Origin of the sequence: Nonomuraea soli, from assembly GCF_013761175.1 — a bacterium.
In the GTDB taxonomy this organism is placed as follows: Bacteria; Actinomycetota; Actinomycetes; order Streptosporangiales; family Streptosporangiaceae; genus Nonomuraea; species Nonomuraea soli.
In genome coordinates, this window is sequence record NZ_JACDUR010000004.1 from 479,018 (window position 1) to 504,830 (window position 25,813).

Here is a 25,813-nt window from a genome sequence, read left to right on the forward strand (position 1 = left end):
TCATTCTGTCGTCTCCAGCGGCAGGCGTGCGGTGACGCGGAAGCCCTCGTCGGTGGGTCCGGCGGTGAAGGTGCCGCCGAGGGCCGCGGCACGCTCGCGCATGCCGGGGATGCCGTTGCCGCCGCCCTCTTCCGCGACGGCCGCGGGCGCGTGGCCGCCCTTGCTGGTGACCTGGACCAGCAGCTGCCTGCCGTACTCCAGCAGGACGGTCACGCGGGCGCCGGGCGCGTGCTTGGCGGCGTTGGTGAGCGACTCCTGGACGATGCGGTAGGCGGCGCGCTCGACGCCGGGCGGCAGCGGGCGGGTGCCCGCGCGGGTCAGTTTCACGTCGAGGCCGGAGCGTTCGACGAGCTCGTCGAGGCGGTCGAGGCCGGCGGTGGGGGAGCGGGGCGCGCCTTCGCGCAGCACGTTGAGGACCGAGCGCATCTCGCCGAGCACCTCCTTGGAGGCGGTCTTGATGGTGGCCAGCGCGGTGCGGGCCTGCTCGGGGTGATCGTCGATGAGGTGCAGCGCGGTGGAGGCCTGGACGTGGATGAGCGAGATGTTGTGCGCCAGCACGTCGTGCAGCTCCTGGGCCATGGTCAGGCGTTCCTCGCTGGCCTGGCGGCGCGACTCCTCCTCCTTGGTGCGCAGGGTCTCGCGCCGCCGCTCGCGCACCATGCGGCCGAGCTCGGCGGCGACCATGAGCAGCATGGTGGAGGTGCCGATCCAGACGCCGTGGAAGGGGTCGCGCTGCCCGATGGACCAGGCGTAGACGATGAAGGTGATCAGCGTGGACCCGGCGATGAGCCAGGCGGCCAGGCGCCTGCCGTCGAGGACGAGCGCGACCAGCATGATTATCGGGCTGAAGAAGACCGGCCCGTACGGATAGCCGCCCCACAGGTAGAGGAAGGTCGCCAGGAGGGTGACGAGCGTGGCCGCGACGGGATATCTGCGGCGTACGGCCAGCATGGCAGGACCGACGAGCAGCAGCACGTTGGCGTAGAGGTCGGGGGCCTGGCGCGGCAGGTCCTTCTGCCCCAGATAGGCGGCAGACGACAGCGTCACCTGCACGAGGGCGACGATCACCGCCGCCAGAAGGTCCTTTTTCCGCACACGACCACGCTAGGGCACCCCGGCGACCGGCCGCATCCCACAGGTGTGGCAGAAGGGCCTACCCCCGGTGGTGTAGCTGAGTCATGGTGTTGGCATGATCCGACTCATCCTCGTGGGAGCGCTGATCGCTCCGTCCGGGCCCGCCGCTACGACGGACCCGGGCAAGGTCCCGGTTCAGGAGGGGTACGGCGGTGCGGTCTCCACCGTCGACCTCGATGCCAGCAAGGCCGCGATCGAGGTGTTGCGCAGGGGCGGCAACGCCATCGACGCCGCGGTGGCCGCCGGAGCGGTGCTCGGCGTGACCGAGCCGTACTCCGCGGGCGCGGCGGGCGGCGGCTTCATGGTTATCTACTCGGGCGGCCGCGTGCACACCATCGACGGCCGCGAGACCGCGCCCAAGGCCATGACCTCCACGTCGCTGGAGGGCATCCCGTTCGAGGAGGCCGTCACCAGCGGCCTGTCGGCGGGTGTCCCGGGCTCCGTGGCCCAGTGGGAGCTGGCGCTGCGCCGCTTCGGCTCCATCTCCCTTCGCGAGGCGCTGCGCCCGGCGATCGCGGTCGCCGAGAACGGCTTCGTGGTGGACCAGACCTTCCACGACCAGACCGCCGCCAACGCCGCCCGCTTCAAGGACATCGCCTCCACCGCCAAGCTCTACCTGCCGGGCGGCGCGCCCCCGGTCGTGGGCTCGGTCTTCAAGAACCCCGAGCTGGCCGAGACCTACCGCCAGCTGGCCCGCCGCGGCCCGAACTGGATGTACGGCGGGCAGCTGGGCCGCGAGATCGTCGCCACGGTCAAGAATCCGCCCGTGACGCCGGGCTCGACCCGCAACGTGCGCCCCGGCCTCATGGAGCTGCGCGACCTGCGCGACTACCAGGCGCTGATGCGCGAGCCCACGCGCATCGACTACAAGGGCATGCAGGTCTACGGCATGGCGCCGCCCTCCTCCGGAGGCTCCACGGTCGGTGAGGCGCTCAACATCATCGAGGCCCTGCCCAAGGTCGGCCTGCACGAGTATCTGGAGGCCTCCCGCCTGGCCTTCGCCGATCGCGGCAAGTACGTCGGCGACATCCCGGGGGTGCCGCTGCGCCAGCTGCTCTCCGACGGCTTCGCCAAGGAGCGCGCCTGCCTGATCGGCGAGCGTGCCATGCCGCACCCGGCCGCCCCCGGCGTGCCCGACGGCGACTACTCCGGCTGCTCGGCCTCCGCCTTCGAGCCGGCTCCCGTCGCGACCGAGGGGCCGGAGACCACGCACCTGGTCGTGGCCGACCGGTGGGGCAACGTGGTGGCCTACAACCTGACCATCGAGTCGACCGGCGGCAACGGCATCGTCGTGCCGGGACGCGGGCTGCTGCTCAACAACGAGCTCACCGACTTCACCTTCGGCTCGGCGCCGGGCGACCCCAACCTGCCGGCCCCGGGCAAGCGCCCGCGTTCGTCGATGGCGCCCACGATCGTCTTCAAGCACGGCAAGCCGGTGCTGGCCGTCGGCTCGCCCGGCGGTTCGACGATCATCACGACGGTGCTGCAGATCCTGCTCAACCGCTACGAGTTCGGCATGGAGCTGCCCGCCGCCCTGGCCGCTCCGCGGGCCACGCAGCGCAACACCGCCCAGACCCAGGCGGAGCCGGCCTTCCTGGCCGAGCACGAGGCGGCGCTGGAGGCCTTCGGCCACGATCTGGTGCTCAACCCCGAGATCGGGGCGGCGACCGCTCTGGAGTTCGTCGGGCGAGGGCGGGTCCAGGCCGTCGCGGAACCCACCCGCAGGGGAGGGGGTAGCGCGCTGGTGGTCAACCCGGCGCGATGAGTCAGCGGGCTGACTGAATGACGCGGCACCCGGTCTCGCGTCGGGCGGTTTGGTGAGACCGGGTGGCGCACCCCCGTTGACCGTCGCGGCGAACGGGGCACACTCACGTGTGTGGCGCAGGTCGAGCACGTCGTCGTACTGATGCTGGAGAACCGGTCCTTCGATCACATGCTGGGCTTCCTGGCCCATCCCGATCCCGCCTTCGACGGGCTCAGGCACGGCGGGCCGTACACCAACCCCGGCTGGGAGGGCGGCCCGCCGGTCGCGGCGACGGCCGACGCGCGGCCGGTCATCCCGGTCGACCCCGACCACTCGCACGACGCGGCCGTGGAGCAGTTCGCCGAGGGCAACCAGGGCTTCGTCACCTCCTTCGAGCGCAAGGCCAGGGGGCTGGCGCAGCCGTCCTTCGGCGGCCTGCTCGGGCCGGTGATCAACTTCTTCTTCCGGCTCTTCAGCAGGCCGACGGAGAAGCGGGGCATGGGTCCGATCGTCATGCGCTGCCAGGACCCGGCCAACGTGCCGGTGCTGGCGACGCTCGCCACGGAGTTCGCGGTGTGCACCCGGTGGTTCTGCTCGGTGCCGGGCGAGACCTGGCCCAACCGCAACTACCTGCACGCGGCGACCTCCGACGGCGAGACGTCGATCCACCCGCGCTTCTACACCAACAAGACGATCTTCGAGTTGCTGGAGGAGGCCGGGCACGACTGGCGGATCTACCACGACGACGTGCCGCAGGCGTGGGCCTTCAGCAACCTGTGGAACTCCGCCGAGCGCATCGCGCGCTGGCGCGACATCTCCGAGCTGGCCGCCGACGCGGCCGCCGGGGACCTGCCCGCCTACACCTTCGTCGAGCCCAACCACCGGCCGCCGGTCAGGCTCAACGACCGGCCGAGCAACAGCCAGCATCCCGGCAACAACGTCGCCGACGACTGGAAGCCGGGCGACGACACCGACTTCGCCCGCGCCGAGGGCCTGATCGCGGGGATCTACGAGGCGCTGAGAGGCAATCCCGAGCTGTTCGCCACGACGGTCTTCGTGGTCACCTACGACGAGCACGGGGGGCTCTACGACCACGTCGCGCCGCCGACGGGCCTGCGCGACCCCGGCACGGCGCCCAGCCCGCTGGGCCGCATCCTGCGCTTCCTGGCCTACAAGAACAGCTCCGCCTTCGACTTCTCCAGCACCGGCGGCAGGGTGCCCGCCGTCGTCGTCTCGCCACTCATCCCGCCCGGCACGCTGTGCACGGCGACGATGGAGCACGCGTCGGTGCCCGCCACGCTCAGGGCGCTGTTCGCGCCGGACGCGCCGCCGCTGACCGCGCGCGACGCCGGCGCGGCCAGGTTCGACACGCTGTGCACGCTGCCGGCGCCGCGCTCCGCCGTACCCGACCTGTCCGGTTTCGTACGGCACGCGCTCACGATGGAGGCTGCCGCAGAGCCGCCCGCCGAGAGGCTCCCCGACCATGCCCAGGAGCTGGCCGTGCTGGCCAGAAGGGTGAAGGCCAGGCTGGAGCGCCGTCCCGCCGTCTTCCCGGGTGTGAGCTGGCAGGCCAGGGACCGGCGCTCCTTCGGCCCGGCACTCGACTCCTTCCGCGAGGCCGCCGAGCGGGCCCGCGTCAGTAGATGAGCTCGTAGGCGCCGGTGTTCACCTTGCGCGTGCGTGCCCAGTACTCGAAGGTGAAGCCCGGCCACAACGTGCGGTTGACGCCGTGCTCGTCCAGATACCAGGAGCGGCAGCCGCCCTCCGCCCACACCAGCCGGTCGAGCCGCTCCTGCAGGCGCCGGTTGAAGGCACGCTGGTGCGAGGGGAGCACGTCGATGGCCCTGGCCTTCGTGCGCGACAGCAGCCGCAGGCATTCCATGACGTAGCGGACCTGAGACTCGATCATGAAGACCACCGAGTTGTGCCCCAGGCCGGTGTTGGGGCCGAGCAGGAAGAACAGGTTGGGGAAGCCGGACGTCGTGATGCCGTAGTAGGTCTCGATGCCGTCGCGCCAGGCGTCCTGGATCTTCAGCCCGTCGCGCCCGATGATGCGCTGGTCGTTGAGGGCGTCGACGACCTTGAACCCGGTGCCGTAGACGATCACGTCGACCTCGATCTCCTCGCCGGAGGCGGTGACGACGCCCGTCGGCGTGATCGCGGTGATCGCGGAGGTGTCGAGGGTGACGTTGGGCCTGGTCAGCGCCGGATAGTAGTCGCTGGACAGCAGGATGCGCTTGCACCCGATGGTGTAGTCGGGGGTGAGCTTGGCGCGCAGCTCGGGGTCGGGAACCTGCTGCTCCAGATGGCGCAGGGCCATGCGCTCGTGCACCTTCATCAGGCGCGGGTCGATGGTGAAGCCGAGCGCGCGGGTCTCCAGCGACCAGTAGATGGCGTTGCGGAGGGTCCTGGCGCCGCCGGGACGTTCGACGAACTTCTTGAGCCGTCCGGTGATGGGGAAGTCCGGCTTGGGCTGGATCCACGGCGGGGTGCGCTGGAAGAGGGTCAGGTGGGCGGTCTGGGGGGCGATCCGCGGCACGAACTGGATGGCCGAGGCGCCGGTGCCGATGACGGCGACGCGTTTGCCGGTGAGGTCGATCGAGTGGTCCCACTCGGCGGAGTGGAAGGCGGGACCGGCGAACGACTCCCGCCCCGGGATGTCCGGAAATTTCGGGATGTGGAGGGCGCCGATTCCGGACACCACCGCCTTGCACCGCAGCGGAGCGCCACCCGCGACGGCCACCTCCCACTCCCGCGCCGCGTCGTCCCACTCCAGGCCCACGACCTCCTGGCCGAAACGGAAGTGGCCTGCCAGGCCGTACCTCTCGACGCAGGAGCGCATGTACCGCCAGATCTCCTCCTGCGGCGAGAACATGCGCGACCAGCCGGGGTTGAGGTCGAAGGAGAAGGAGTACATGTGCGAGGGCACGTCGCAGGCGCAGCCGGGGTAGGTGTTGTCGCGCCAGGTCCCGCCCAGGTCGGCGGCCTTCTCCAGGATGACGAAGTCGTGGTACCCGGCGTCCTTCAGCTTGATCGCCATGCCGATCCCGGCGAAGCCGGAACCGATGATCACAATGCCCGGCTCAGCCATTGGCTCTCCTGTAGGACTCGAACTCTCGATGCGCCGGTGAGACGGCGATATAGGCGAGCGCCTGCCGTACGTCGCCCTCCTGCGAAGGGTGGAAGCCGGGCCGCAGGTAGCGCGGCATGGCCAGGACCAGGCTGCGCAACGTCGGCACCCGCCCCTGGCCGGCACGATAGAAGAAGTGCGACCACTTCGGCGCGATCCGCCCGCGCACGATCGGGTCGTGCTCCATCAGGAACCGCCCGCCGTTCATGATCAGGTAGATCATGGCCGGCCCGGTGCCGGCCATCGTCCGCACCCGCCGCGCGTAGGAGCCGTCGAGGTGCGTGAACAGGTCGAAGGCCACGCTGCGGTGCTCGACCTCCTCGGCGCCGTGCCAGCGCAGCAGGTCCATCATGACCGCGTCGGCGCCCGCGTCGTCGAGGGGCTCGGCGTCGAGGATCCACTGCCCGAGCACGGCAGTGTAGTGCTCGATGGCCGCGATGATCGCCACCCGCTCCAGCAGCCAGAAGCGCCGGGCGGAGGGCGGCAGCGTGTGGTCGCCCAGCAGCCGCTCGAACAGCCACTCCACGTTCTCGACGAACGGCGTCGGGTCCAGTCCCTGCTCGCGCAGGTGCTCCAGCACCCGCTGGTGGGCCACGGCGTGCGTGCCCTCCTGCCCCATGAAGCCCTTGACCTGCTCCTTGAGCAGCGGGTCGGTGATGTGGGGCAGAGCCTGCTTGAAGACGTGCACGAACCAGCGTTCGCCGGCGGGCAGCAGCAGGTGGAGGGTGTTGATCAGGTGCGTGGTGAACGGGTCGCCCGGCACCCAGTGCAGCGGCGTGTCCTCCCAGGAGAAGCGCACCCTGCGCGGCGCGATTTTATTGGACACAAAGTCCAATGTAATAACAGAACAATATTCAGTCTAGAGTGACCGGTGTCACAGTGTCTCGGGCACGACGAAACCGCGCCGTGAGCGGGCTCCCGCGGCGCGGACAGGGCTGCCGCCGTCAGCGGAGCAGTAGGTACGCCACGACGCCGACGATCGCGATCGCCAGGACGACCGCGATGACGGGCAGCACCATGGAGCGCTGCTTCGGCTGTGTGGCCTCGTTGTCCACCCGGTTCGCGTACGCGCGGAACTGCTGGGTGTTGCCCGCGGGATCGAGGTGCTGGTCAGACATGACCAGCACTGTATCCGCGAACGGTGGTCGATTTGCACCTTTTCGACACATCCGAGGGTCGCAGGGGAGACCGGTCCTATCTGCGGATACCTTTGACTCATGCTGCGCACCCTCCTCGCCCCCCGCCTGTGGGGACTGCACCTGGTGGTGATCGCAGCCGTCGCCGCCTTCATCTTCCTGGGCCGGTGGCAGCTGGGCGTCTTCGAGGACTCGGGCCGCCCGCACGCCGCGGACGACCCCGCGCCCGTCGCCGTCGAACAGGTCATCAAACCCGGCTCCGGCTTCGACGGAACCCCCAGGCACCGGGTGACCGCGAGCGGCACCTACGACGCCGCCCTCCAGCTGTTCGTCGTCGACCGCAAGCCCGACGCCGACGCGGTCGGCGGCAAGGCCTCGCGCGACGAGGGCTTCTGGGTGCTCACCCCGATCCGCCTCGACGACGGCACGCTCGTGCCCGTCGTGCGTTCCTGGGTGGCCCGGCAGGCCGACGCCCCCGCGGTGCCGAGCGGCAAGGTCCAGGTCACCGGCCGGGTCAGCCCGCCGGAGTCGACCGACAGCGTGCAGCGGCGCTCGGGAACCCAGCCGGGGCAGGTGCAGACCGTCTCGACCTCCGAGCTGATCAACCTGTGGCCCGGGGAGCAGGTGCGCAACGGCTTCGTCGTCGCCTCCGACTCCGGCGTCGCGGCCGCACCACCCCAGCAGGGCGGTAGCGTGACCTGGCGTAACCTCGCCTACGCGCTGAACTGGTGGATCTTCGCGGTCTTCGCAGTTTTCATGTGGTTTCACTACGTACGCGAAGCCGTACGGACATCGAGAGGACAGCAGTGGAGTCAGCCCTCAAGCCCTTCAGAGTTCTCGCCTACATCGTCGGGGTGATGCTGCTGGTGCTGTGCGTGGGCATGGTGCTGAAGTACATCGTCGGCGTCGACTGGTGGCCCTCGCTCGTCATCGCGCAGATCCACGGCTTCCTCTACATGGTCTACCTGGTCGCCACCATGAACCTGGGCATGAAGGCACGCTGGAGCTGGCCGAAGATCCTGGGCGTGATGCTCGGCGGCACCGTGCCGTTCCTGTCGTTCTACGTCGAGCGACGGGTGACCGAGCAGATCCATCAGGCGGAGGAACCGAGCGGATCCCCCGCCTGACGCGGGCCTCAGTGGCCGATGCCGCGCCTGCGAGCTCTCTTGAGCCGCTCACGCTGCGACTGGTCGAGCATGAGATAGCCGACGACAGGCGCGGCGATGACACCGAGCACGACCAGCGTGGTGATCCAACCCCAGCCGAAGATGAACAGTGAGAGCAGGACGGCGGCGCCTGCGCCGATGGCGTACTTCTTCATGGGCGACATCATCAACTCCTAGAGACGCGGGCCCTTCCCATTCTGCAACGTCTCATACCCTCATGACGGTTCCTGGCCGCGATATATCGCATCCCTGATCCTCGCCAGGTCCTCCTCCAGAGCGGGCGAGGCGGGCATGCCGCAGGTCAGACGCGTCGAGGCCGCCTCGTCGAGCAGCCGCGCGGCCTCCTCGAACAATCCGGCGAGCGCGTGCGCGCCGGCCAGCCCCTCCAGCGCGCCCGCGATGTCGCCGGGCGCGTCCATCGCCTTGGCCTCGTCCAGCGCCTGCCGGTGCAGCTCCATCGCCGTCGCGGCCTGACCCCTCAGCTCGGCGATGTAGCCGAGCTCGATGAGGATCATCGTGTTGTGCACCGCCCCCGGCTCCAGCAGCAGGCGCAGATGCCGCTCCGCCAGGTCGAGGCGGCCGCTGCGGCGCGCGGCGTAGCCGAGCACGGTCCTGGCGAACACCAGCGTCGTGCGGAACCCCTGCTCCGTGGCCAGATCCAGGGCGCGCTGGCCCAGGTCGAACGCCTGCTCGTGCTCCCCGCGCTGGGTGGCGATCCAGCCCAGCCAGCACAACCGGTCGGCGGCGTCGGGCCACAACCCCAGCTCCTCCGCCAGGCGCAGCGCCTCGGTGTTGGCCAGGACCGCCCGCTCGTAGTCGCCGGTCATCTCCGCCAGCGCCGCCAGCCACTCGGCCGCGCGCAGCGAACCCCACGGGTCGTCGCGCAGCAGCTCGGCCGCGCGAGTCGCGGTGCTCTCCAGCTCGGCCAGGTCGGCGCGCATGTGCGCGGCCATCGCCGAGAGGATCAGCGTCGCGCCCTCGCCCCACCGGTCGCCCACGGCACGGAAACGTTCCAGCAGCTCGGGTGCGCGGTCCAGGTCGTTGGTGGCGATGGCGTGGAACCACTGGGCGCGCGCCCGCTCACCCGGGTCGGCGATGTCCTCGTACGGCACCGCGGTCGTCCGCTCGCCCTGGGCCGCGGCGAAGGCGGACTGCCAGGCCAGTGCTCTGGCCCGCTCGCTCGCCCGTGAGACGCCGTCCTCGCCTTCCAGAGCCGCCGCCAGCGCGCGGCGTGCCTCGACGAGCCGTCCGCGCAGGTACCAGTACCACCCCAGCGCGTTGACCAGCCGCAGCGCGTACGGCCCGCGCTGAGCGGCACGCAGGTTGGCCGCCTCGGAGTCCAGGCGCTTCAGCCACTCGGCCTGGCCGAGCCCGTGCAGGTCCGCCCGCTCCGCCAGCTCCGTGTAGTAGGCAGCGTGGCGCCGCCGTACCTCCGCCTCCTCGCCCGCCTCCCGCAGCCGCTCGGCGCAGAAGGCGGCCACCGACTCCAGGAGCCGGTAGCGGGTCGCGCCCGGCCCGTGCACCACCGTGACCAGCGAACGGTCGACCAGCCTGACCAGCAGGTCGAGCACGTCGAGCCCAGGTTCCGCGCACACCGCCTCGGCGGCCTCCAGCGTGCAGCCGTCGGCGTGCGCGGCCAGGCGGCGCAGCACCACGCGCTCGTCGGCGGAAAGCAGGTCCCAGCTCCAGGCGATCATCGCGGTGAGCGTCTGCTGCCGAGGTGGCGCACCCCGGTGGCCGGTCTGCAGCAGCCGGAACCGGTCGTCGAGCCGGGACACCAGCCCGTCGACGCCGAGCGCGCGCACGCGGGTGGCCGCCAGCTCCAGCGCCAGCGGGATGCCGTCGAGCCTCTTGCACAGCAGTGCCACGCCGTCGTCCTGGCCGTCGGCCACCTTGCTCCGCGCCCTGAACAGCCGCATCGCGTCGGACAGGTCGAGCGGCGGCACACTCCACACCGCCTCGCCCGGCACCCCCAGCGGCTCGCGGCTGGTGGCCAGCAGGCTCAGCCCAGGAGCACCGCGCAGCAACTGCCCCGCCAGCCCGGCCGCCTGGTCGATCACGTGCTCGCAGTTGTCGAGCACGATCAGCATCGAACGCTCGCGCAGCGCCTCCACCAGCGGGACGTCGTCGCGCAGTCCCAGACTCGCCGCCAGGTGGGCGGCCAGATCGGTGCGCGCGTCGGCGCCCGCCAGCTCCACCAGCCACGCCGGCCTGCCCCTGGCCGCCTCCAGCGCCAGCGTCGTCTTGCCGACCCCGCCCGAGCCCGTCAGCGTGACCAGGCGGTTGCCCTCCAGCAGCGCGCCGATCTCGGCCAGCGCCTCGTCGCGGCCGATCAGCTCGACCAGCGCGGCGGGCAGATTCGACGCCGGTACGGCACGCGGCGCCGAGAGCGCCGGATCCTGGCGCAGGATCCGCTGGTACAGCTCGGCCAGCTCCGGGCTCGGATCCAGGCCCAGCTCGTCGGCGAGACGATCACGCAGGTCCTGGTAGGCGTCCAGAGCCTCGCCCTGGCGGCCCGCACGATACAGGGCCTTGATCTGTACGGCACGCAGCCGCTCACGCAGCGGATGCGCATCGACGAGCTCGGCCACATCGACCGGCATGCCCAGCTCCAGCCGGGCCTCGGCCAGCTCCTCCGCGCAGGCCAGCCGCTGCTCCTCCAGCCGCGCCACCGCCGCCCTGGCGAACTCCTCATCGGCGAAGTCGGCCAGCGCCGGACCCCGCCACAACCGCAGCGCCTCCTCCAGCCGCCGCACCCGTGTCTGGGCGTCGCCCGGCGTGTTCACCAGCTCATGGAAGGCCACCACGTCGATCGCGTCGCTCTGGAGGAGATAGCCAGGCGCGCGCGACACGACCAGCTCGGCGCCGATCGCCTTGCGCAGCTGCGACACGCGCACCTGCAGGCTGGCGGTCGGGTTCGACGGCGGCTCCTCGCCCCACAGGTCGTCGACCAGCCGATCCACCGAGACGACCCGGCCGTGGCTCAGCAGCAGGTCCGCCAGGAGCGCGCGCACCTTCAGGCCCGGCACGGACACCGGCTCGCCGTCGTCCGTCCACACCCCAAGCGGTCCAAGCAGGCCAAAGCGCATAAGCCCCTACCTTAAGACTTCGGTAAGCGCGGCCCGGCATCGTTACGGCCATGAGGGAAATGCGGATCGCGGTCATCATCGCCAGCACACGGCAGGGGCGCTTCGGCCCCACCGTCGCCGGCTGGTTCGCCGAGCAGGCCCGCAAGCACTTCCAGGTCGACCTGATCGACCTGGCCCAGGCGGGGCTGCCCGCGATGCTCCAGGACGACGAACCCGCCGAGGTCGCCGCCCTGGGATCGAGGCTGGCCGCGGCCGATGGTTTCGTGATCGTGACTCCCGAGTACAACCATAGTTTCCCCGCTCCGCTGAAGACCGCGCTCGACTGGTACTTCGAGGAGTGGCACGCCAAACCGGTGAGCTTCGTCGCCTACGGGCGCGAGAGCGGCGGGCTGATGGCGGTCGCGCAGCTGCGGCAGATCTGCATCGAGCTGCGTGCCGTACCCATCCGCGAGATCGTCGCCCTGCCCAACTACTGGGAGCTGTTCACCGCGGAAGGCGCGTGGCCCAGGCCGTACGCGGTCTGCGACGAGGCAGTCAAGACCATGCTCGACCGGCTCGGCTGGTGGGCACAGATTCTGAGGAACGGAAGGACCGAGTCATGAGGAAGATCATCAACTCGACGTACGTCACGCTCGACGGTGTGCAGGAGGACCCGCAGGACTGGTCGTTCACGTACTTCAACGAGGAGGCGGCGGCGCTCGCCCACGAGCAGCTGTTCTCCAGCGGCGCGCTGCTCATGGGCCGGCGCACCTACGAAGGCTTCGCCGAAGCCTGGCCCGGCCGCGACGGCGACTTCGCCGACCGCATCAACGGCATGCCGAAGTACGTGGCGACCACCACGCTCGACAAGCTCGACTGGGACAACTCCCACCTCATCACCGGCGACCTCGTCACCGAGGTGACCAAGCTCAAGCAGGAGGACGGGCAGGACATCCTCATGTACGGCTACGGCCCGGTCGCACGCAAGCTGATGGAGAACGGCCTGCTCGACGAGCTGCGGCTGTGGGTGCACCCGGAGATCGTCGGCCGCGGCGGGCCCGCAGGGCTCCTCTACCACGAGGGCAGCGCGGGCCGGCTGCAGCTCGCCGACGTCAAGACCTTCGCCACCGGGGTGGTCGTGCTCACCCTGCGCGCGAACTGACGATCGCCTTCAGCTCCTCCCGCAGCGCCTCCGGAGCGGGGCGCTGGGCGGGATCGCCGGACAGGAGCTTGAACAGCACCGTGGCCAGGGTGTCCGCCCTGGTCAGCGGCGCGCCAGGAGCAGGCGGGCGACCCTCCACGGCCGTGTACAGGGTGGCACCCAGCGACCACAGATCGGACGCGGGCACCAGGTTGCCCTCGGGGGCGGTGTACGGGCTGGAAGCACGTGGGGGCGAGGGAGGCGTCAGGCTGGCCCTGCCGTCGTCGGCCAGGAGCACGTTCTGCGGGCAGACGGAGCCGTGACGGCCGCCGCCGGCGTGGATGGCGCTGAGCTGGTCGAGCAGGTCGAGCCCCAGCCCCGCCACCTCGGCGGGCGGCAGCGGGCCATCGGCTTCGAGGAGCTGCTCCAGCCGCACGTCTGCGCTGGGGGTCGGGGGGTGCTCGACGGTTACGGCGTTGGCGGGGTCGAGGGAGGCGGGGCGCGCTCCCGGCACGGCCAGGGGCACCTCGGGCGCACCGGGGACGGGCGAGCCTTCGCCGGGCGCCGTGGCGCCGGGCGATTCGGCCACGGGTGCTCCGGGCATGGGCGGCCCGGCCAGCGGCGCGCCGGGCAACGGCGCCCCGGGCAACGGCGGCCCCGCGATTGGCGGCCCGGCGCTAGGTGGCTCGCCGAGCGGTGCTCCCGTGGCAGGTGGCGTGGACGGCGGGACCGTGGGCTGCGGTTCGGCGGCCCGCTTCTGCTTGCGGCGGAAGACGCGCATCAGGCCGCGCGGCCGCTCAGGCTCCGGCCCACCGGCACCCGGCGCGGCGCCAGGCACCCCGTGCGGCGGAGCGACGGGGCCCGACGGCGGAGCGAACGGCGCGCCACCAGGGCCGTGAGGAGGCCCGGCCCCCCCGGCACCCGGCGCGGCGACCGCCATGGGACCGGCAACCCCGGCGCCCGGCATTCCCTCGGCAGGCCCCTCGTGCGCCAGCTCCGCCAGCGCCCGGCCGACGCCGTCCGGTGGCACCTGTCCGTCGAGCATCGCCCGCACCAGCCCCCGCAGCGGATCCACCGCCGCCACCGGCTCGCCCCCCGGAGGTCGCCCCTCCAGCGCGAAGTGCAAGGTGGCCGCCAGCGACCACAGGTCCGCCGACGGCGGCAGGTTCGGGTGCGGCCCGCTCAGCCCGGTGAGGACCGCCCGTCCGGTGGTGGTGAGCATCACGTTCCCCGGGTTCACCCGCCCGTGCACGAACCCGGCGGCGTGCGCGCAGGCGAGCGCGTTGAACACCTGCAGGCCCACGCGTGCCGCCTGGACGACGGGCAGCGGGTGCCGTGACGTGACGGCGGTCTCCAGCGACGCCCCCGACACGAACTCCATCACCAGCCAGCCCTCGTCGAGCACCTCGTGCACATGCACGAGCGACGCGTGGCGCAGCCCTGCGGTGGCGCGCGCGTCACGCACGGCGTCCTGCAGTGTCTGCGGCGGAACCCGCAGCTCCTTGACGGCTACGTCGCGGTGGAGCTCCTCGTCGAAGGCCAGCCGTACGGCACCGTCGCCGAGGGGGTTCAGCAGCCGATAGCGCCCGGCCAGCTTCATGAAAAGCCACGATATCGGTTGGTAAGGCCCTCGGGCATCGACCGTTGCGCAATTCGTCTACCGCCGATACCGTCGATGATCAGGTCCTAGCGACACGAAGGAGGTGAGGAGTCGCATGTTCCGCATCGTGATGTCGCGCTCCCGCCTCGGGAGGCGCTCCTAAGCTTCAGGAGCTTTCTTGTCCCGTTTCCTTCAGGGAGAGCTCGGGCTCTTCCACAGCTGTGCGCATGTGCCCGCTAGCGTGGGCGCCTTCAAGCACCCCTTCGACGAGTCGCTCGCGAAGGGGATGTACCGGCCCGAGTGGACCTTCGTCGCGCTGAGCGGCGACGAGGTCGTCGGCCGGATCGCCTTCTGGGGTCCGCCTGACGGCGCGCACCCCTTCCACCTCGACTACTTCGACTTCGACACCGTCGAGACGGGCGCCGCGCTGCTCAGGCACGCGTACGGCGCGGTCGTCACCGGCGACTACCGCGCTCCGGTCGGACCCCGCCCGACCTACGAGTTGTTCCTGCGCGACGGCTGGGACCAGGTGCCCGGCGCGGAGGGCGAGCTCAAAGCACGGAGGGAGGCGGCCGAGCGGGGCGGGCTGACCTTCCTGCGCGAGCGGCTGAACCTGAGGTGGCTGCCGGAGTACGGCCTGCCCGAGCGTTCCACCCGGCTGACCTTCACCCCGGCCGACGACGACGAGCTCGTGCTGGAGCTGTTGTCTCGCATCGTGGTGGGCAGCCTCGACGTCTCCGACCAGCAGGAGCTGCTCACCAAGCCGCCCAGGCTGGTGGCCGGGCAGACGCTGGAGGAGGTCGCCTCGATGCCGGGCGGGCGCTCGCGCTGGCGGCTGGGGTACCACGACGGGGAGCCGGTGGGCGTGGTGATGGGCACCCGCAACCCGGGCTCGGCGACCATCGGCTACATCGGGGTCGACCCGGCCCACCGCGGCAACGGCTACGCCTTCGACCTGCTCGCCGAGGCGATGCACCTGTTCGCGGAAGAGGGTGAGCCGCACATCGGCGACGCCACCGACGTGGGCAACACCCCGATGGCGGCGGTGTTCGACCGCGCGGGTTACCGGGTGACCGGGCGCGTCCTGGTGTTCATCTAGCCGCGAGCCACTCCTTGTGGGCCTGCCACACGCGGGCCCACAAGCGCTCCCTGTCGAAGGCGCCGAAGTTCAGCCCGAAGACGTCGGCGAGCGCGGCGAAGTAGTCGCCGGGCGTCTCCAGGGTGGCGACGAGCTGCCCGTTGCGGGTGAGCGTCAGCCCGCGCAGGCTGTCGACCCCGGCGGAGTCGCGCCGCTGGACGGTCGCCACCCGTACGAAGCCGGACTCCGGCGAGGTGGTCAGATATTCGTGCTTCTGGGCGAACGCCGACATCTCCGCCGGGGCGAGGCCGAAGTCCATGCCCTCGAAGGAGCCCGACGGGTCGTGGTCGAAGCGCCACCCGAACTCCGACGGGCGCAGGCCGTACTCGAAGGGTCCTTGCCGGTAGCGCCCCTCCACGAGCGGCAGCGGTTCGTGGAGTGCGTCGCCGAGGCCCAGGTCGGCCAGCCAGAGCCCGTCGGGGAAGGCGACGGTGAGCACGAGGTGGTTGGCGGTGATGCCCGGCTCGACGCCGCTGGTCTGCACGCCGCCGACGTGGCGTGTCACCTGGAACCCCATCGCCCTGGCCAGCTCGGAGAAGGCGCCGTTGAGGTGGTAGCAGTATCCGCCGCGCCCGCGCAGGATGCGCCCGGCCGACTCCAGGGGGTCGACGGTGGTCGGCCGCCCGAGCCAGATTTCCAGGGCTTCGTACGGCACGCGCTCGATGTGGGCGATGTGCAGCTGGATCAGGGTGTCGATGGTGGCCGGGGCGCCGAGCAGGTCGGGGCGGCCGAGGCGGGTGAGGTAGGCGGCGATGTCCACTCGGAACAGTCTGCACAGAATGTGCACGAATGAGGAAGTGCCCTCTGCACAGCCACTCTCTAGTCTACGAAGCGTGAAACGGGTGCTACTGGTCGAAGACGACGCGACGATCGCGCTGGCCGTACGTGATCGGCTGGCGGCGGAGGGCTTCGACGTGCGGGTCGCCGGGGACGGCACGCGGGCCCTCGCGGAGTACGGCAAGGCGGAGCCGGATCTGGTCATCCTGGACCGGTTGCTGCCCGGCCTGGACGGGCTGGAGGTGTGCCGCCGGATGCAGGCGGCCCGTCCGGTGCCGGTGCTGATGCTGACCGCGCTGGGTGAGGAGACCGATGTGCTCGTCGGCTTGGGCGTGGGCGCCGACGACTACCTCACCAAGCCGTTCAGCATGCGCGAGCTGGTGGCCAGGATCCACGCGTTGCTGCGCAGGGTGGAGCGGGCGGCGCAGCTCGCGACCGAGGACACGGTCATCCGGGTGGGTGAGGTGGAGATCGACACCGCCGCCCGCCGGGTGTTCGTGGGAGGTGTGGAGGCGCAGCTGACCAGGACCGAGTTCGACCTGCTGCGGCGGCTGGCCGAGCGGCCGGGGCAGGTGTTCGAGCGTGACCGGCTGCTGTCGGACATCTGGGGCTTCTCTGAGGCCGCGGCGACGAGGACCGTCGACAGCCATGTGCGGGCCCTGCGCAAGAAGCTGGGTCCCGATGTGGTCCGTACGGTCCACGGCGTGGGCTACGCGCTGGTGCGCCGATGAGGCCGCTCGACTTCCTGGGCCGGATCAAGGTCAAGCTCGGGCTGATCATCGTGCTGGCGGTGGCCACGGCCTTCGCCGTCTACGAGTTCGCCGCGCCGCTGCCGCGCGAGTGGCGCATCGTCGTCGCGGTCGCGCTCGCGCTCGTCATGGTGCAGGTGCTGGCCCAGGGCATGACCAAGCCGCTGCGCGAGATGGCCAAGGCGGCGCAGACCGTCGCCAAGGGCCGCTACGACCTGCGCGTGAGCGCCACCTCGCGCGACGAGGTGGGGGAGCTGGCCAGGGCGTTCAACGCGATGGCCGCCGATCTGGGCGAGGTCGACAGGCAGCGCAGGGAGCTGGTCGCCAACGTCAGCCACGAGCTGCGCACGCCCATCACCGGGCTGCGTGCCGTACTGGAGAACGTGGTCGACGGCGTCTCGCCGCCCGACACGCTGCGGACCGCGCTCGCCCAGACGGAACGGCTCGGGCGCCTGGTCGCCCAGCTGCTGGACCTGTCGCGCCTGGACTCGGGGGCCAGGCTCGTCGAGGCCGAGACGGTGGAGCTGGCGCCGCTGGTTGAGCAGGTCGTGCGCGAGTCGGCGGCGGCGCGCGACGACGTGAGCATCGAGACCGGCGTCCCGCGTGAGGCGGTCGTGCGGGCCGATCCCGACCTGCTGGCCCAGGTGCTGGCGAACCTGCTGGACAACGCGGTACGGCACAGCCCGGAGCACGGAGTCGTCACCGTTTCCGTCTCCGGCAGCACCATCACCGTGGCCGACCGGGGGCCTGGCATCCCCGAGTCGGCCCGTGCCCGGGTGTTCGAGCGGTTCTCCCGGCTGGACGCCGCCCGCGCGGCCGACGCCGGGGGAGCGGGACTCGGGCTGGCGATCGTCAGGGAGATCGTCGAGTTGCACGGCGGCTCCATCCACATAGGCGACGGCGCGGGCTGCCGCATGATCGTCGATCTGCCGGGGAGGCTCACGATGGCGGAGACGCCGTTGGAGAAGGTGGCAGGGGAACCGGCCGCCGAGAGCGTGGGTGTTCGGGGTGCGGAGGCCGAGCCGGCCGTCGTGGCGGGCGGGCACGAGACGGCGGCGACCGCGGTGGCCGCAGTGGCCACAGTGGAGGGGCCGGTGGCCGCGGCCGAGCCCGAGCGTGAGGCCGTCTCGGCGGGCGCACCGGCCGCCGCGGCGGGTCCCGCTGACGTGTCGATCCCCGCACCGGCTCTCGCGCCGGCCCCCGCACCGGCCGCTGCCGCGGTCCATGTGCCGGTGGCCGCGATGGCGCCGGGCGGTCATGGCGGCGCGGTGCCGTACGCGGCGCCGCTGGTCATGCCCGGGATGGGCAAGCTCGTGGCGGGATGCGTCATCGGGGTGAGCGGCGGCTTCTTCGCCGGGCTGATGGCGGCGGTCTTCGCCTCCGTCGGCCTCGGCGGGGGTGCGGCGGTGCTGGTGCTCATCGTCTTCATCCTGGCCGGCGGCTTCTTCGGCACCTGGGCGGGCGCGGCCAGCAGGCGGCGCAGCATCGAGGAGGCCCTGGCCCGGCAGCAGGCGGACGCGCGCAGGGCCGCGGTGATGTCCGGCCACACCATCGACACGAAGCAGGTCGCCGTGAACCAACCCCCTCTCCCGCAGGTCCAGGGGAGCCAGCCCCACGCCGCGCAGCCGTACGGCCCGCAGCCCCAGAGCCAGCTCCAGGGCCAGCAGCACGGCCAGCCCCAGGCCTTCGGTCCGCCGCCACCGCCGCCTCTCTACGTTCCTCCGCCCCTGTTCCCGAGGCCGGACCTGCCCGAGACCCCCCGCTGGCTGCTGCCGGCGGCGGCCGGGGCCGGCGTGTTCGCCGCCGTCGCCATCCCGGACGCGGCACCCGGCCTCGGCCTGGTCCTGGTGGCTCTCGTGGTGGCCGCGGCGGCGCTGCCCGCGGTGGCCAGGCGGGTGACGCCGTGGACGATCGCCTTCGGCGCGATCGCCGTCGGCCTGATCTCGGTGGCCGCCTGGCGAGACGCCGACTGGCTGGTCGCCCTGTGCGTCATGGGCGGGTTCGGGCTGGGCGCGCTGGCCGTCTCCGGCGCGGGCGCCGGATGGCTGGGCGTGATCCGCGGCGGCGCGTCGGTGCTGCTGTCGATGATCCCGGTGCCGTGGTTCCTGGCGGCGCCGCTCAAGCAGCTCACCGCGCGCAGGCGCATCATGCCCATCGTGGGGGGGCTGGGCATCACCGCGTTCCTGCTGCTGATCTTCGGCGGGCTGTTCTCCTCGGCCGACGCGGTGTTCGCCGGCTACGTCGAGCAGCTGCTGACGACGCCTGCCTGGGCGGAGTCGATTCCGGGGCGTCTGTTCGTCTTCGTGGTGGTCGCCGCGGGGCTGGCGGCGCTGGTGCTGGTGGCGCTGCGCCCGGTGGTGGACCCGGTGAGCCCGTCGTTCAGGACCCAGGTCAGCCCGGCGCTGTGGGTGGTCCCGCTGAGCGCGCTGAACATCCTGTTCGCGCTCTTCGTGACGCTGCAGATCGCGGTGCTGTTCGGCGGCGACGAGCGGGTGCTGCGCACGTCGGGCCTGACGTACGCGGAGTACGCCAGGCAGGGCTTCTTCCAGCTCGTCTTCGTCAGCGTGATCGTGGTCGCGATCGTCGCGGTGACCAGCGCGGTGGTGCGCACGAGCAACCGTGGACGCTGGCTGCTGGCGGCCGAGCTGGGAACGCTGTGCGCGCTGACGATGGTGATCCTGTTCTCCGCCTGGCACCGCATGGACCTGTACGTCGAGGCCTACGGCTGGACACGGCTGCGGATCTCCGTGCAGGCGGCGATCTACGGGCTGGCGATCCTGTTCGTGCTGATCCTCGTCGCCGGTGCCGTACGGCTGGCGGGCCGCGGGTCCGGCTGGCTGCCCAGGACCGTGGTGCTCGTCGCCGGGCTGGGGCTGTTCGCCTTCGCGCTCGTCAACCCCGACTACCAGGTGGCCGTGTCGCAGGTGGAGCGCCAGCGCATGGACGCCTCCTACCTGCGCGACCTGGGGGCGGAGGCCGCACCCGCCCTGGACCGCGCGCCCGAGCCGCAGCGCAGCTGCCTGCTGCGGGCGGTGGGGGTGAGCGAGGGCCCGCACGACTGGCGCTCGTGGAACCTGGCCAGGTCCGGCGCGACGGAGCTGATCGCGGCCAAGGGACTGGTCGACGGGCCGTGCCCGTGACGGCGAGAGGCACGAATCGGGTTTAATCACGGAGTGGCTTTCGATGTGATCATCCGGGGCGGGCAGGTGCTCGACGGCACCGGCGCTCCGGCGTTCCGCGCGGATGTGGCGATCGACGGTGACCGGATCGCCGCGGTCGGCCGGCTGGAGCAGGCCGAGGCCGGGCTGGTGGTGGAGGCGGCGGGGCGGTACGTCGCGCCGGGGTTCGTCGACTGCCACGCGCACGGCGACGCCGTGTTCGACGACGAGGAGGTGCAGCTCGCGGCCCTGCGCCAGGGGGTGACCACGTTCGTCCTCGGGCAGGACGGGCTGTCGTTCGCCCCCGGTTCCTCGAAGACCGTGCGCTACGCGACACGCTACTTCGCCGCCGTCAACGGCGGGCTCGACATGCCGTGGTCGAGCGACCTGCCCGCGGACGGCTCGGTCTCCGTCGACGACCTGCTGTCCGTCTACGACCGCAACACCGCGCTCAACACCGCCTACCTGCTGCCGCACGGCACGATCCGCTACGACGTCATGGAAGCCTCGCCCGACGAGCCCTCCGGCGACCAGCTGAGGCAGATGCTGCGCCGGGTGGAGAAGGGCCTGTCGGAGGGCGCCGTCGGGATGTCGACGGGCCTGGAGTACCTTCCTGGCCGCTACGCCACCGCCTCCGAGCTGGCCGCGCTCTGCCGCCCGCTGGGCCGCCTGCCGTACGTGACCCACATGCGGGCGTACGGCGCCCGCGCGGGGGTGGGCATGGACGAGGTGATGGAGATCGCCGCCCTGTCAGGCGCCGCGATGCACGTCTCCCACCTGCACGGACCGGCGGACGTGCTGCTGCCGCTCGTGGCCCGCGCCCATGACCGTGACGTCGACCTGACCTTCGACACCTACCCGTACCTGCGGGGGAGCACGATCCTGGCGATGGTGGTGCTGCCGCCGTCGGTGCCCGCGGCCGAGGTGGGCAGGGCGATCGAGATGCTCGAGTCCGACGCGCTCGACGAGCACTGGGAGTCGCTGGAGGAGGTCTGGCCCCGCCTGACGATCTCGCACGCGCCCGGTCTGACCTGGAGCGAGGGGCTGACCATGGTCGAGGCGGCGGAGCGCGCCGGCCAGAAGCCCGCCGACTTCTGCCGCAGGCTGCTCATCACGACCGAGCTCGAGGCCGGCTGCGTCTCCGCCCGGCCCGACGAGGGACCGGAGGGCGAGGAGTCGGTGCGGCGCATGCTGCGCCACCCGGCGCACACGGGCGGCTCCGACGGCATCTACGTCGGAGGCCACCCGCATCCGCGCGGCTTCGGCGCCTTCGCCCGCTTCCTGGGCCGTCACGTGCGCGAACTCGGCGACTGGAGCTGGCCCGAGGCGATCGTGCACCTGGCCTCCCACCCGTCCAGGCGCTTCGGGCTCGACGACCGCGGGCTGGTGCGCCCGGGCTTCGCCGCCGACCTCGTGGTGATCGACCCGTCGACCGTGGCCGACCTGGCGACCTACGCGGCTCCGCGCACGCTCGCGGCGGGCATCGACGAGGTCTTCGTGTCGGGCGTCCGGGTGCTTTCCGGAGGGGCGCTGACGGGCGTCACTCCTGGTCGGGCCCTTCGTTCTCATTGATAGGGTCGGTTGCGGACAAAGGGGGGTGCATCGGGGTGGGCTCGATCTTCGACGGTTCGTACGGCTTCCCCCTGATGGTCGTCCACCGTGAGGCGCTCGAGCACAACATCGCCACGATGGCGGCCTTCACCCGCGAGCACGGCCTGGAGTTCGCCCCGCACGCCAAGACGCACCTGTCACGTGAGATCGCCACCCGGCAGCTCGCCGCCGGAGCCTGGGGCCTGACCGTGGCCACCTGGCGGCAGGCGCAGGCGGCCGTCTCCTTCGGCGCGCCGCGCGTGCTGGTGGCCAACCAGGTCGTCGACCCGCACGGGCTGCGCTGGATCGCCTCGCAGGACGTGGAGATCCTCTCGTTCGTCGACTCGCGCGCCGGCGTCGACCTGCTGGCGCGGCATGCGGGGGACCAGCCGTTCCCGGTGCTGGCCGAACTCGGCCACGAGGGCGGCAGGGCCGGGTGCAGGACCCTCGACGAGCTCCTCGACCTGGCCACCTACGTGCAGCGGAGCGAGGGCGTGACGCTCGCGGGCGTCGCCGGCTACGAGGGCTCGCTGAAGAGCGCCGACGAGGTCAGGACCTACCTGCGACTGCTGCAGGACGCCGTCGAGCACCTGCGCGTCAAGAGCCCCTACCTCACCGTCGGCGGCAGCCAGTGGTTCGACGTGATCGGCCGCGAGCTGGTCACCACCCAGGCCAGGGTGCTGCTGCGCAGCGGCGCCTACGTCACGCACGACGACGGCTACTACCGCGAACGCACCCCCTTCACCCGCATCGACGGCTCGCTGCGGCCCGCCCTGGAGATCTGGGCGCACGTGCTCTCCGTGCCAGAACCCGGCCTGGCCGTCGTGGGCATGGGCAAGCGCGACGCGCCCTTCGACGAGGGGCTGCCGATCCCGCGCAAGGCCGGGCTCGAGGTCGTCAAGATGCAGGACCAGCACACTATCGTGCGCGGCTCCGCCGAGGTGGGCGAGCTGCTGGCCTTCGGGATCTCGCACCCGTGCACGGCCTTCGACAAGTGGCGCGAGATGCCGCTCGTCGACGCGGACTACCAGGTTGTCGAGACGATAAGGATCTCCTTGTGAAGAAAGAACTGCGGACCGACGAAGGTGCGGCGCCGGTCGGGGCCTACTCCCAGGGACTGGTCGTGGGCGACTTCGTCTACACCTCGGGCATGGGGCCGCTCGACCCGGAGACCGGCCAGGTCGTGGGCGACGACATCGAGACCCAGACCCACCAGACGATGAAGAACCTGGGCGCCGTCCTGGCCGCCCACGGGCTCGGCTTCGACGACGTGATCAAGTCGACCGTGCACCTGCAGGACCTCAAGGGGGACTTCGCCCGCTACAACGAGGTGTACAAGTCCTACTTCACCCCGCCCTTCCCGGTGCGCACCACCGTGGGGTCGCAGCTGATGGACATCCTCGTCGAGATCGACTTCGTCGCCCACAAGAGCTCCTGAGCATGGACAGCTCCGTGTTCGTCTTCGCGGAGGACCTGCACGGCGAGGGCGCCGAGCGGGTCCTCGACCGGGTGCGTGGGTACGGCGCGGCAGGGGTGACCGTCGGCGCCGTGCACCACGCCTCGCGCGACGTGACGCCCCACGGGCTGTCCAAGCTGACCACGCGCCACGACGGGGCGCACTTCCCGCTGCCCGCCGATCTGTTCGCCGGGCAGCGGCTGCGGCCCCCGGTGGGCCTCACGGAGACCTTCGACGGGTTGCGCGACGCGTGCCGTACGAGGGGGCTCAAGCTCCATGGGTGGACGGTGTTCCTGCGCAACGGCACGCTGGGCGCCGAGCATCCCGACGTGACCGTGCGCAACTGCTTCGGCGACCGCGGCCACCCGATCGACCTGTGCCCGGCCCACCCCGACGTACGGCAGTACGCGGTCTCGCTGGCGCGTGCCGTGGCCAGGCTCGGCGTCGACAGCGTCGTGGCCGAGTCGCTCCACTACCGCCCGCTGCGGGCCGAGCGCTCGTTCGTGCCCTTCGGGCCGATGGACGCCTACCTGATGGCGCTGTGCTTCTGCGACTACTGCCTCGGCAGGGCGGCCGACCTCGGGGTCAACGCCGAGGCGGCACGCGAGGAGTGCGCCAGGGTCGTCGCCGGGGTGCTCGCGGGAGACCCTCCCGCGCAGGGAGAGGTGACCAGGGCGGCGCTGACCGCCTACGCGGGACCCGAGGTCGTCGCCTACGCGCGTGCCCGCACCGAGACGGTGACCTCGCTGGTGTCGGAGGTGGCCCAGGCGGTCGCCGCCGAGGGCTCGCGGCTGGTGTTCGTCGACTCGACGGGCGCGGTCAAGGGCTACCGCGACGGGCTGCCCACGCCGGGGCTGGCCGCGCACGACGCCTGGCAGTTCGGCGTCGACCTCGTGGCGCTGGGCGACCTGGTGCCGTCGTTCGCGGTGCTCGCCTACGCGCGCGACGCGGCCAGGGTGGCCGACGACGTCGGCGCCTACCTGCGGTCGGTGGGCAAGGACCGGGAGGTGCGCGCGGTCCTGCGTCCCGGCTACCCCGACAGCGACTCGGCCGACCGGCTCGCGGCCAAGGTGCGCGGCGTCAAGGCGGCCGGCGCCTTCGCTGTCGACTTCTACGCCTACGGGCTGATGTCGTTCCCGGTGCTGGAGCGTATACCGCACGCGCTCATCTGAGTGCCCCGGCGAGAAGTGGGAGCGCTCTCTCCAGTTCTCGGGTCCAGTACGGCCAGGCGTGCGTGCCGGGGCCGTACAGGCTCACCGTGACCTGCGCGCCCGCCTTCTCGGCGGCGGCGACGAATCGCCGGTTCTGCTCCTCGATCGTGGCCTCGCCGTTGTCCTTGGGGGTCGACGGCGAGTCGAGCGGTCCCGGCTCGCCGTTGCCGCAGGCGACGTAGAGCGGGATGCCGGTGAGCTCGGCGACCAGGGACGTGGGGCTGTGCTTCGGGATGTCCTCGTCGCGCCACAGGTCGCGCGACCGGTCGCGGGCCAGGTAGTCGGCGTCGGCGCGGCCGGCGTCGAGCAGGCCGGAGAAGGAGGCCGCGGCCCTGAACATGCCGGGGTGGCGGGCGGCGTAGGCGAAGGCGCCGAGGCCGCCCATGGAGAAGCCGGCGATGGCGCGCCTGCCGTTGCCGCCGTAGGTGGTCTCCAGGTAGGGGATCAGCTCCTTGATGTGGAAGCTCTCCCACTGGGGGCCGTCGGCCCAGTCGCTGTAGAACCCGGCGTGGCCGCCTTCCAGGGCGATGACGATGACCGGGAGATCCTTGGTGAGCTCGTCGGCCTGGCCTCGGGCCGTCCAGTCGATCGTGTTCTCGTGGCAGCAGCCTTCGAGGAGGTAGAGGACGGGCCAGGTGGTGCCGGGCTTCCAGCCGGTAGGGAGGAGGACCTCGGCCAGGGTCTGCGTCGTGAGGCTGGGGGAGGCGACGGTCAGGGAGACGCCGCGCTGCGACTTTTCCTCTTTTATGACTTTCAAGGCTGGCGTCTGGGCGTTTTTCGTGATTTCAGTGTTTTTCGGGATCTCGGTGTTTTTTGGGATTTCGGCGGCGCACCCGGCCGTGAAGGCGAGCACCAAGGTCAGGAGGAGGCGGAGGGCCACGTGAAGATTGTGGCGCTTCGCCCCGGTGTCGATCAACGGCGGCCCGCGAAGGCGGTCACCACGCCCATGCCGATGTAGACCACGCCGCTGAAGATGCGCAGGCCGCGCGCCCTGGCGGCCATCCTCGTGCCCAGCGCGCCCGCGGCGAACGCGTAGACGACGTTCGAGGTCAGGCCCAGAGCCGACAGGGTGATGCCGAAGATCACGATCTGCAGGGCGGGCGAGCCCGACTCCGGGTGCACGAACTGCGGCAGGAAGGCCAGGAAGAACAGCGCCACCTTGGGATTGAGGACGTTGACCAGGACCGCTTCGAGGAAGACCTTGCGCAGCGGCTGCGGGGTGACCGACCGGGTCGTCGCCGTGTCCTTGGCGGTGAGAGTCCTGATGCCCAGGTAGAACAGGTAGGCGACGCCCGCCCACTTCACGATGCCGAACAGGGTCGCCGACCGGCTGATCAGCACCGAGAGGCCCGCCGCCGCGGCCACGGTGTGCACCAGCGTGCCGACCTCGACGCCGAAAGCGCTGGCCAGGCCCGCCGTCCGTCCCTGGGCCAGGCCCCGGGCCGTGATGTAGAGATGGTTGGGGCCCGGGATCAGGACGAGGGTGAGGGAGGCGAGCACGAAGAGTGCGTATGTCGACCAGGTGATCACGATTACCGAGGATATTTCCTGGTCCGATGGATGAAGGGGTCCAATGCCGTCGCCGGTCGCTGGACCATTGGGTTGTCGGCCGCGC

Annotated in this window: 23 protein-coding genes; 13 read left to right on the forward strand and 10 right to left on the reverse strand. The window is 71.5% G+C overall.

The features are described 5' to 3' along the window. Complete coding sequence (locus HNR30_RS20680; protein ID WP_181611538.1) at positions 1-1,095, reverse strand: sensor histidine kinase; 1,095 nt, start codon at positions 1,093-1,095, stop codon at positions 1-3. A 94-nt stretch (positions 1,096-1,189) separates the two neighbouring features. On the opposite strand from HNR30_RS20680, the gene HNR30_RS20685 reads away from it, so the two are divergent. After that, positions 1,190-2,899 carry a gamma-glutamyltransferase family protein gene (locus tag HNR30_RS20685; protein WP_181611539.1) on the forward strand — a complete coding sequence of 570 codons (1,710 nt, stop codon included), beginning with the start codon at positions 1,190-1,192 and terminating at the stop codon, positions 2,897-2,899. Positions 2,900-3,010: 111 nt separating this feature from the next. After that, positions 3,011-4,525, forward strand: coding sequence for an alkaline phosphatase family protein (locus tag HNR30_RS20690; RefSeq protein ID WP_181611540.1), 1,515 nt, complete (start codon positions 3,011-3,013; stop codon positions 4,523-4,525). Here the strand turns inward: HNR30_RS20690 and HNR30_RS20695 are convergent. From HNR30_RS20695 to HNR30_RS20705, 3 genes are all read right to left on the reverse strand, one after another. After that, positions 4,515-5,969, reverse strand: a complete 1,455-nt coding sequence (locus tag HNR30_RS20695; RefSeq protein ID WP_181611541.1) for a flavin-containing monooxygenase — start codon at positions 5,967-5,969, stop codon at positions 4,515-4,517. The genes HNR30_RS20690 and HNR30_RS20695 overlap by 11 nt on opposite strands. Continuing rightward, the gene (locus tag HNR30_RS20700; protein ID WP_181611542.1) at positions 5,962-6,834 is read right to left on the reverse strand and encodes a metal-dependent hydrolase; all 873 of its coding nucleotides are present in this window, start codon (positions 6,832-6,834) and stop codon (positions 5,962-5,964) included. The genes HNR30_RS20695 and HNR30_RS20700 overlap by 8 nt, the downstream gene beginning before the upstream one ends. Positions 6,835-6,952: 118 nt before the next feature. After that, on the reverse strand, positions 6,953-7,126 hold the full coding sequence (locus tag HNR30_RS20705) for a flagellar basal body-associated FliL family protein (protein WP_181611543.1): 174 nt from the start codon (positions 7,124-7,126) through the stop codon (positions 6,953-6,955). A gap of 99 nt (positions 7,127-7,225) precedes the next feature. On the opposite strand from HNR30_RS20705, the gene HNR30_RS20710 reads away from it, so the two are divergent. Further along, positions 7,226-8,002, forward strand: a complete 777-nt coding sequence (locus HNR30_RS20710; RefSeq protein WP_181611544.1) for an SURF1 family protein — start codon at positions 7,226-7,228, stop codon at positions 8,000-8,002. Continuing rightward, positions 8,002-8,271, forward strand: a complete 270-nt coding sequence (locus HNR30_RS20715; RefSeq protein WP_220133794.1) for a DUF3817 domain-containing protein — start codon at positions 8,002-8,004, stop codon at positions 8,269-8,271. The genes HNR30_RS20710 and HNR30_RS20715 overlap by 1 nt, the downstream gene beginning before the upstream one ends. An 8-nt stretch (positions 8,272-8,279) precedes the next feature. Here HNR30_RS20715 and HNR30_RS20720 read toward each other — a convergent pair whose 3' ends face one another. Together HNR30_RS20720 and HNR30_RS20725 are read right to left on the reverse strand one after the other, a co-directional pair. Further along, positions 8,280-8,474 (reverse strand): tail-anchor membrane protein, encoded by a 195-nt coding sequence (locus HNR30_RS20720; protein ID WP_181611546.1) that lies wholly within the window; start codon positions 8,472-8,474, stop codon positions 8,280-8,282. A 51-nt stretch (positions 8,475-8,525) separates the two neighbouring features. Beyond that, positions 8,526-11,369: an AfsR/SARP family transcriptional regulator gene (locus HNR30_RS20725; protein ID WP_312894536.1), complete on the reverse strand. Its 2,844-nt coding sequence runs from the start codon at positions 11,367-11,369 to the stop codon at positions 8,526-8,528. 80 nt (positions 11,370-11,449) lie between these two features. On the opposite strand from HNR30_RS20725, the gene HNR30_RS20730 reads away from it, so the two are divergent. Then, positions 11,450-12,001, forward strand: a complete 552-nt coding sequence (locus HNR30_RS20730; RefSeq protein ID WP_181611548.1) for an NADPH-dependent FMN reductase — start codon at positions 11,450-11,452, stop codon at positions 11,999-12,001. Further along, a complete protein-coding gene (locus HNR30_RS20735) occupies positions 11,998-12,540 on the forward strand; it encodes a dihydrofolate reductase family protein (protein WP_181611549.1) in 543 nt (180 codons plus the stop codon). The genes HNR30_RS20730 and HNR30_RS20735 overlap by 4 nt, the downstream gene beginning before the upstream one ends. Here HNR30_RS20735 and HNR30_RS20740 read toward each other — a convergent pair. Next, entirely contained in the window at positions 12,521-14,119 is a 1,599-nt protein-coding gene (locus HNR30_RS20740; protein WP_181611550.1) for a protein kinase domain-containing protein, read from the reverse strand. The two genes, HNR30_RS20735 and HNR30_RS20740, sit on opposite strands and share 20 nt — an antisense overlap. 178 nt (positions 14,120-14,297) lie before the next feature. On the opposite strand from HNR30_RS20740, the gene HNR30_RS20745 reads away from it, so the two are divergent. After that, a complete protein-coding gene (locus tag HNR30_RS20745; protein ID WP_181611551.1) occupies positions 14,298-15,218 on the forward strand; it encodes a GNAT family N-acetyltransferase in 921 nt (306 codons plus the stop codon). On the opposite strand, the gene HNR30_RS20750 is transcribed toward HNR30_RS20745, so the two are convergent. Next, entirely contained in the window at positions 15,211-16,017 is an 807-nt protein-coding gene (locus tag HNR30_RS20750; RefSeq protein ID WP_181611552.1) for an arylamine N-acetyltransferase family protein, read from the reverse strand. The two genes, HNR30_RS20745 and HNR30_RS20750, sit on opposite strands and share 8 nt — an antisense overlap. Positions 16,018-16,090: 73 nt before the next feature. On the opposite strand from HNR30_RS20750, the gene HNR30_RS20755 reads away from it, so the two are divergent. From HNR30_RS20755 to HNR30_RS20780, 6 genes are read left to right on the forward strand one after another with little or no spacing between them, the layout of a single operon-like run. Beyond that, positions 16,091-16,765 (forward strand): response regulator transcription factor, encoded by a 675-nt coding sequence (locus HNR30_RS20755; RefSeq protein WP_312894537.1) that lies wholly within the window; start codon positions 16,091-16,093, stop codon positions 16,763-16,765. Next, positions 16,762-19,923: a DUF4153 domain-containing protein gene (locus HNR30_RS20760; protein WP_181611554.1), complete on the forward strand. Its 3,162-nt coding sequence runs from the start codon at positions 16,762-16,764 to the stop codon at positions 19,921-19,923. The genes HNR30_RS20755 and HNR30_RS20760 overlap by 4 nt, the downstream gene beginning before the upstream one ends. Before the next feature lie 33 nt (positions 19,924-19,956). After that, complete coding sequence (locus HNR30_RS20765; RefSeq protein WP_181611555.1) at positions 19,957-21,513, forward strand: N-acyl-D-amino-acid deacylase family protein; 1,557 nt, start codon at positions 19,957-19,959, stop codon at positions 21,511-21,513. 35 nt (positions 21,514-21,548) lie between these two features. Further along, the gene (locus HNR30_RS20770; RefSeq protein ID WP_312894539.1) at positions 21,549-22,592 is read left to right on the forward strand and encodes an alanine racemase; all 1,044 of its coding nucleotides are present in this window, start codon (positions 21,549-21,551) and stop codon (positions 22,590-22,592) included. Next, positions 22,589-22,969, forward strand: a complete 381-nt coding sequence (locus tag HNR30_RS20775) for a RidA family protein (protein WP_181611556.1) — start codon at positions 22,589-22,591, stop codon at positions 22,967-22,969. Before HNR30_RS20770 ends, HNR30_RS20775 begins: the two co-directional genes overlap by 4 nt. 2 nt (positions 22,970-22,971) lie before the next feature. Beyond that, positions 22,972-24,159, forward strand: a complete 1,188-nt coding sequence (locus tag HNR30_RS20780; RefSeq protein WP_181611557.1) for a hypothetical protein — start codon at positions 22,972-22,974, stop codon at positions 24,157-24,159. Here HNR30_RS20780 and HNR30_RS20785 read toward each other — a convergent pair. Next, the gene (locus HNR30_RS20785) at positions 24,152-24,955 is read right to left on the reverse strand and encodes an alpha/beta hydrolase (RefSeq protein WP_181611558.1); all 804 of its coding nucleotides are present in this window, start codon (positions 24,953-24,955) and stop codon (positions 24,152-24,154) included. The genes HNR30_RS20780 and HNR30_RS20785 overlap by 8 nt on opposite strands. A 155-nt stretch (positions 24,956-25,110) precedes the next feature. Then, positions 25,111-25,728, reverse strand: a complete 618-nt coding sequence (locus tag HNR30_RS20790; RefSeq protein WP_181611559.1) for a LysE family translocator — start codon at positions 25,726-25,728, stop codon at positions 25,111-25,113. Between the last annotated feature and the right edge of the window lie 85 nt (positions 25,729-25,813).